The organism is Mesorhizobium sp. M4A.F.Ca.ET.020.02.1.1, from assembly GCF_004022645.1.
Taxonomy (GTDB): Bacteria; Pseudomonadota; Alphaproteobacteria; order Rhizobiales; family Rhizobiaceae; genus Mesorhizobium.
In genome coordinates, this window is sequence record NZ_RZOI01000314.1 from 1 (window position 1) to 6,576 (window position 6,576).

Annotated in this window: 6 protein-coding genes; all 6 read right to left on the reverse strand. The window is 63.6% G+C overall.

Annotated features, from left to right (window positions below):
• A partial coding sequence (locus EN742_RS19390) for an endonuclease/exonuclease/phosphatase family protein (RefSeq protein WP_189375463.1) occupies positions 1-347 on the reverse strand: 347 nt, incomplete at its 3' end.
• Positions 348-520: 173 nt separating this feature from the next.
• A complete protein-coding gene (locus EN742_RS19395) occupies positions 521-1,174 on the reverse strand; it encodes an alpha/beta family hydrolase (RefSeq protein WP_127407299.1) in 654 nt (217 codons plus the stop codon).
• Between the two features lie 65 nt (positions 1,175-1,239).
• The gene (locus EN742_RS19400) at positions 1,240-1,902 is read right to left on the reverse strand and encodes a hypothetical protein (protein WP_127407300.1); all 663 of its coding nucleotides are present in this window, start codon (positions 1,900-1,902) and stop codon (positions 1,240-1,242) included.
• Positions 1,903-1,908: 6 nt separating this feature from the next.
• Positions 1,909-3,042, reverse strand: coding sequence for a tetratricopeptide repeat protein (locus EN742_RS19405; protein WP_128333160.1), 1,134 nt, complete (start codon positions 3,040-3,042; stop codon positions 1,909-1,911).
• Positions 3,039-3,947 carry a Ku protein gene (locus EN742_RS19410; RefSeq protein WP_126055270.1) on the reverse strand — a complete coding sequence of 303 codons (909 nt, stop codon included), beginning with the start codon at positions 3,945-3,947 and terminating at the stop codon, positions 3,039-3,041. Before EN742_RS19410 ends, EN742_RS19405 begins: the two co-directional genes overlap by 4 nt.
• Positions 3,948-4,320: 373 nt before the next feature.
• The coding region (ligD, locus tag EN742_RS19415) for a DNA ligase D (protein WP_128333161.1) at positions 4,321-6,576 on the reverse strand (2,256 nt) is incomplete at its 5' end.

Here is a 6,576-nt window from a genome sequence, read left to right on the forward strand (position 1 = left end):
GGCCCGGGCTGCGGGTTGCCGTTGGGCGCATAGAGGCAGGCGATGACAATGCCCGACACCGCCGCCTCGATGTAGCGCGCCTGGCGGTCGGCGTCGTCGCCGGGCAGCGCGTCGCGCGTCAGCACGGGTTCTGCGCCCTTTGCCAGAATGGCAACGCCGTTCCAGGTCGGCTCGCCCTTCCACACCGCGCCATAGCCGGCCTTCGCCAGCCGGGTCAGCGGAAACTGCGTGTCGCGCGCCTTCAGTTCCTGCAGGCAGACGACGTCGGGTTTTGCCTCGGCGAGCCAGGCCAGCAGGTTCTCCTGGCGGCTGTTGATGTTGTTGATGTTGAAGGTGGCGATTTTCATGTTTGGATGCCGAAAGCGCCCCTCGCTTCGTCATCCTCGGGCTTGACCCGAGGATCCATGCCGTGACCGTCGCCGTGGAACGTGGCGGGGCAGAATTCTGAACCGTTGCAACGCCTTAGCGTCACGGCATGGATTCTAGGGTCTGCGCGCGTCGCTTCGCTCCTTGCTCCGCCCTAGAATGACGAAGCCGACGGCTGCGCGAATTTAGCCGCTGTCGTCTCCGCCACCGTCTTCAAATGATCCGCCGTCGAAAAACCCGAAATCGCCTTGCGCGGCTTCAGATCGTGGTCGCCGTCCTCCAGCCAGATCATCTCGATGGCGTTGGAAAGGCCATAGGTCGCAACCTCATACTTGGTGCCGAACTCGTCGCGCGTGCCCTGGAAGATCAGCGTCGGCGCCTTGAGGCCGAGGAGATGCTTTGTCCGGAGCTGCTCGGGCTTGGCCGGCGGGTGGAAGGGATAGCCGAGGCAGACCAGCCCGGCGATCTCGCCCTTTTCGAACATCTCGTCCGCGACCATCGACGCCACGCGCCCGCCCATCGACTTGCCGCCGATGATGAGCTTTCCCGTGACACCCTTGGCGCGAAGGTCGGCGATCGCCTTGATGTATTCAGGGTTCACCGTCTCGGCGCGCGGCGGCGGCTTGCGATGGCCGTAGCGGCGGGCGGCCATGTAGTGGAACTCGAAGCGCGCCACGCGGAAGCCGGCCGTGGCGAGCGCCTTGGCGGTGGCGGCCATCGAGGCGGAGTCCATCGGCGCACCGGCGCCATGGGCCAGCAGGATGGTGACGGGGGCGGTTTCGGAGCCGTCGAAGAGGAAGTGGGTCATGGGGCGGGCTTTCTGGAGAGGCCGAGCTCACAGGCGCGAACATCGCGATCCTCTTGGAGCGGAGACTATGGCCGGATCGCAGTTCCATCGCAAACGTTCGATTGCAGATACTCGACCTGCGCCGCCAGCCACTCAGGCCAGCCCGTGGCGTCGATCCCACGGATCCAAGCGCAGGCTGCGTCACGCCCATGAACCTGTTCCATCAGACAGTAATAGGCTGTGTCCCGCCATGCACCGCAGAGATTTGGATGAGCATCCATCGCTTCCAGCGCCGATAGCCAAGTGAACCACCTCCTGATCCACACACCGACCTTACCGTCGAGATCGTTCACACATTGGGATATGAACATCTCAAGGTTTCGTTCATTGGTGACCCAGAAGATATCTCGGCCGGGCGATTTGAAATCGGCTTGGATTCCATCAAAGGAAACTCTCGCAAATACCATGTTCTTCGACCGGGCCGTACCTTGGAATATATGGTTATACCAATCGCCTAACTCCCTAAATAACTTAGCGAATTTCTTCCATTTGAGGACGGCTTCAATAGAACAGTCATACTCGCCGTAGCGGCGATCCGTGTAACAATCCAGCTCTATACTGAAATCGGTCTGGTTGTCGGTGGACGCGATGATCAGCTTTGAACTGCCCGGCTTGAACCATCTCTCACCAAGGCGGGCATAAAGCTCTTCGGTGACTCTCTTCCGGATGGTCTTTGCATCAAGCTCCACCCTCGCTCACCCCGCCGTGCGCGCCATATGCAAATCGACGAACTGTATCCCCTTCTGCGCCAACCTCGCCCATTCGGATTCAGCATCGAGTTCCAGATAGCGCACCCACAGCCGGCGGGCCTCGGCCATATTCCCCCCATCGAATTCCAACCGCGCAAGGTTGAACACCGGGTCGGCATAGGTCTTGTCGAGTGCGATCGCCTTCTGCAGGTGGCGGCGGGCGGAGGCCACCTTGCCCTCGGCGCTCATCAGGCCGGCGAGGTTGAACCAGGCTTCGACGAAGCCGGGATCGAGCTTGATCGCACGCGCATAGTCGTGCGCGGCTTCCGCCACGCGGCCGGCGCCGCGCAGGCAGTTGGCGCGGTTGAAGGCGGCAATCGCATCCTTGGCGTCGATCGCGAGGCAACGCTGGTAAAGCGCTGCCGCATCGTCGTGACGCCCCTCCTGTTCCGCGCCTTCCGCCTCGGCGAACAGTTCCTCCAGCGTGTCGTCTCCAGCCATTCCCGAATTTGGTGAAACCAGATCGAACAGCAACTGACCGTCGAGCTCGCTCGCACCATCGTCGAGATAGATCGCGTCGGGGCGGCCGTGCTGCGAGCCGAGATTGAGCGACTTGGCGGTGAGCGAGGCGACCGGGCCGGAGCGATGCACGGAGCGCGCGATCGCGCCCCAGCTGGCGCCGCTGGCGATCAGCCCGGCATATTTTCTGGCCAGGATGAGGTCGCGGAAGGAATAAGGCTCGGCATCGTGCTCGAAGGCGTCGAACAGCGACAGAAGGTCGAGATCGTCGCCGGCAAGTCGCGACTGGTCGATCAGCGATTGCCTCGACAGCGACGACGCCTCCGGCGCCTTCATCAGGCCGAGCAGGCGCAGGAAACCGTTCTCGCTGATCAGCGCGCGGCCGGCGGCGCGCTCGGCCTTCGCGCGCCGTTCGATGTCGGCATCGCCTGTCCTGCTCATCGCGGCTTTCGCCAGCAGCGTGCGGCCGAACACGGCATGGCTGGTGCGGCGGGTGACGCCGCGCCTCAGCTCGGCATGGCGGCGCTCGACCTCGCGCGCGGCCAGCCTCAGCGGAAAGGCGGCCAGCGCGCCGACGACGCCATAAACGGCGCCGGGGACGATGACTGACCCTGCCGTCACTTCTTGCTCTTGCCGACGGCCTTCAACAGGTTCGCCTTCAGCGGATTTTCGGGCGCGCCGCCGGCAGCCGCCTTCTTGGCTGGCTTGGCCGGCGCCTCGTCGGCCTTGCTCTTCGACTTGGCTGGCGGCTTGGCCGACTGCGACAGGCTCGCCTTCAGCGCATCCATCAGATTGATGACGTTGCCGCGCTCGGGCGCGGCCGCAATGATCGGCTTGTGGCCCTTCAGCTTCTCGCGGATCATCGCCATCAGCGCCACCTCGTAGCGATCCTCGTAGTTCTTCGGATCGAAGGCGGTTTCCTTCTGCTTGATCAGCGCCTCGGCGAGCTGCAGCATTTCCGGGTCCGGCTTGCCGGCCGGAATGTTGCCGAAATATTCAGCCGTGCCGCGCACTTCGTTGGGATTCCTCAAGGTGCAAACGAACATGCCGTTCTCGCGCGCGCCGATCGTCACCACGCGCTCGCGGCTGGAGAGCACGAGCCTGGCGATCGCCAACTTGCCGGATTTGCGCATCGCCTCGCGCAGCACCGCGAAAGTTTCCTCCGCCATGGCGCCGTCGGGGGCCAGGTAATAGGGTGAGTCCTGATAGATGACGTCGACCTCGCCCTCATCGACGAAGGCCTCGATGTTCATCGTGTGGTTGGATTCGATCCTGACCGCATCGAGGTCGGCGTCATCGATGATGATGTACTGCTTGTCCTCGTACTCGTAGCCCTTGACCAGGTCCGAGCGCTCGACCAGCCCGAGCTCGGGATCCACGGGCTTCATATTTATGCGGTTGTGGGTCTTCTTGTGCAGCTGGTTGAATGTGATGCGTTCGCTCGCGCTGGTGGCCGGATAGAGCCGGACCGGACAGCTGACGAGGCTGAGCTTGAGGTAACCTTTCCAACTTGCCCTGGGCGCCATGATGAACTCCTACGCGGCCATGCACTGACAGTTACTTGCAGCGCTCCCGCTCAAGGACGGTTGGCGCCGTGGAAATCCTACACCGACCCTTGATGGTACTGCCGAATTCCTGACGAAGTGTTTTCTGGGTCGGGTTTGGTGGGAGAATAGTTCAAATTGTAGCAAGCGTCGATGGAGATGGGGTTGAGACGTTGGCGGGACGCTGACGATTGGCCGGAGGCCTCGAGCTGGCGGTATTGCGGGCGACCATTCTGCACAATTGCATTCCACGGCCGAAGTCACGGCATGAATCCTAGGGTCTTCGCCGCGTCGCTTCGCTCCTTGCTTCGCCCTAGGATGACGAAAGACGCGAGGGCTTCGCCTCATGCATGGCCTACCTCCCCGCCAACACCGGCAGATCCCGCGCCATCTCGTCGATCTCCGCCCAGGGATCGCCCGATGTCTCCAAAAGCCCCGGCAGCGAGGCGTAGTTGAGGTCCTCCGGCGCGTCGATCGTCTCGAGATCCGTCCAGCTCACCGGGGTCGATGCTGGCAGGTTGGTGCGGGCGCGCAGCGAATAGGGGGCGGCGGACGTGTGGCCACGGGCGTTGCGGTGGAAGTCGATGAAGATGCGGCGCTTGCGGTTGTCCTTGCCCATCGTCGTGGTGAAGGTGTCGGGCGCGGTCGACGCGAGATGGGTCGAGATCGCGCTTGAGGCCTGGTGCAGCTTCTTCCAGTTCTGCTTCCTGGTCACCGGCACCGTGATGTGGATGCCCTTGCCACCGGAGGTCTTGGCGAAGGGCACCAGGCCCAGCACTTCCAGACCGCCCTTGATGTGGACCGCCGCCTCCACCACCTCGCGCCACGAAATGCCCTCGCCCGGGTCGAGGTCGAAGACGATCTGGTCGGGCTTGTCGAGTTTTGTCCGGTGCGTGCCCCAGGTATGGAACTCGACGACGCCGAACTGGGCCAGCGCCAGATAGCCCTTGGCGTCCTCGACCGAGAGATAGGTCTTGGTTTCGCCTTCCGAATTGATCGACTCGAACACCGCCACCGAAGGCGGCATGCCGGTGAAAGCGTGACGCTGGAAAAAACAGTCCTGCGGCTTGCCGGTCGGGCAGCGCACCAGCGATACCGGGCGACCGATGATGTGCGGCAGCATGAAATCGCCGACCAGCGCGTAATAGACCGCGATGTCGAGTTTTGTCGGACCGGTCTTGCCGAACAGCCGCCGCTCCGGATTGGTGACCCAGATGGTGGCGAGATCGGATTCGGCGATCAGCCGCTTGCGCTTCACCGGCGCCGGTGTGGTCAGCCCGCCGATATCGCGCAGGCCGCGAAATACGCCGTGGCGGATCGCATTGTCGGCGGTGCGGTTCGAATAGCGAATGCGGGCCGACAGCAGCGGCTTCACCCAGTGCATCTCACGCATGATCTCGCGCGTCGCGCCTTCGGGCGGACTGGCGCCGGCCGTCAGCCGTTCCAGCCGGGTAAGCAGCTCCGTCGCCATGTCGCGATCGAATCCGGTGCCGACCTTGCCGCGATAATGCAATTCGCCATTCTCGAACTCGGCCATGCCGAGCGCCGCCAAGCCCTCCGCGCGGTCGGAGACGGTATAGCCGGCGATGACGAAATCATCCGTCTTCTGCGCCTTCACCTTGGTCCAGCTCTTGGTCCGGCCGCTCATGTAAATGGCGTCGGCGCGCTTGGAGACGACGCCTTCCAACCCAAGCTCCGAGGCCTGGTCGTAGAGACCTTGCCCGTCGCCTTCGACATGGTCGCTGTACTGGATGGCGGCGTTGGCGGTCTGGCCGGCGAGCAGCTCGGCAAGCAGCGCCTTACGCTTCTGCAGCGGCGCCTTGCGCAGATCCCAACCGTCGAGATGGAGAAGGTCGAAGGCGTAGAAATGCAGCTTCGAGCCGGCGCCTTCGGCCAGCGCGTCCTGCAGCAGCGCAAAGCGCGAGATGCCCTTGTCGTCGAGCACCATGATCTCGCCGTCGATGATCGCCTGGCTCACCGGCAGTCGCGAAAAGGCCTGCGGAAGATCGCCGTAGCGCTTCGTCCAGTCGATGCCGCCACGGGTGATCAGCCTGACCTCGCCGTCCATGACATGCGCCATGGTGCGGTAGCCGTCGAATTTTATCTCGTGCAGCCAGAGTTGACCGGTGTGCTCCGCGGGATCATTGCCGCCCGGCGGCTTCGGAACCTGTGTGGCAAGCTGTGGCTCGATGCGGCCAGATGGCGGCGCTTTGACAGCACCGGGCAACGCGTCGGGCTTGAAGGAGCCGGGTTTCGGCGGCAGGCGCTCGCGCTTCTTCGGCGGCGCCACCAGTTCCTCGATGCGGCGGCCGGTTTTCACGCTCTCCGGCCGTTGGCTGAGGATGTCGCGGCTGGTGTCCGAAGCGAGGTCGCGCTCCTTGAACAGGAGCCAGTTCTTCTTTGCCTCGTCCTCGCCGGGCTTCGGCTTCAGCCGCGTCAACATCCAGCCGCCATTCAGCTTCTGGCCGGCCAGCCGGAACTTGAAGGCGCCGGTTCTCAGGCTTTTCTCGACGTCGTCCATCGGCGCCCAGGTGCCGGTGTCCCAGACGATCATCGGCCCGCCGCCATATTCGCCCTCGGGGATGACGCCCTCGAAGTCGATATATTCGAC

Bases quoted from the DNA above. Each gene is read 5' to 3' on its own strand.
- EN742_RS19395 (WP_127407299.1), bottom strand. From the start codon at position 1,174: ATGACCCACTTCCTCTTCGACGGCTCCGAAACCGCCCCCGTCACCATC.
- EN742_RS19410 (WP_126055270.1), bottom strand. From the start codon at position 3,947: ATGGCGCCCAGGGCAAGTTGGAAAGGTTACCTCAAGCTCAGCCTCGTC.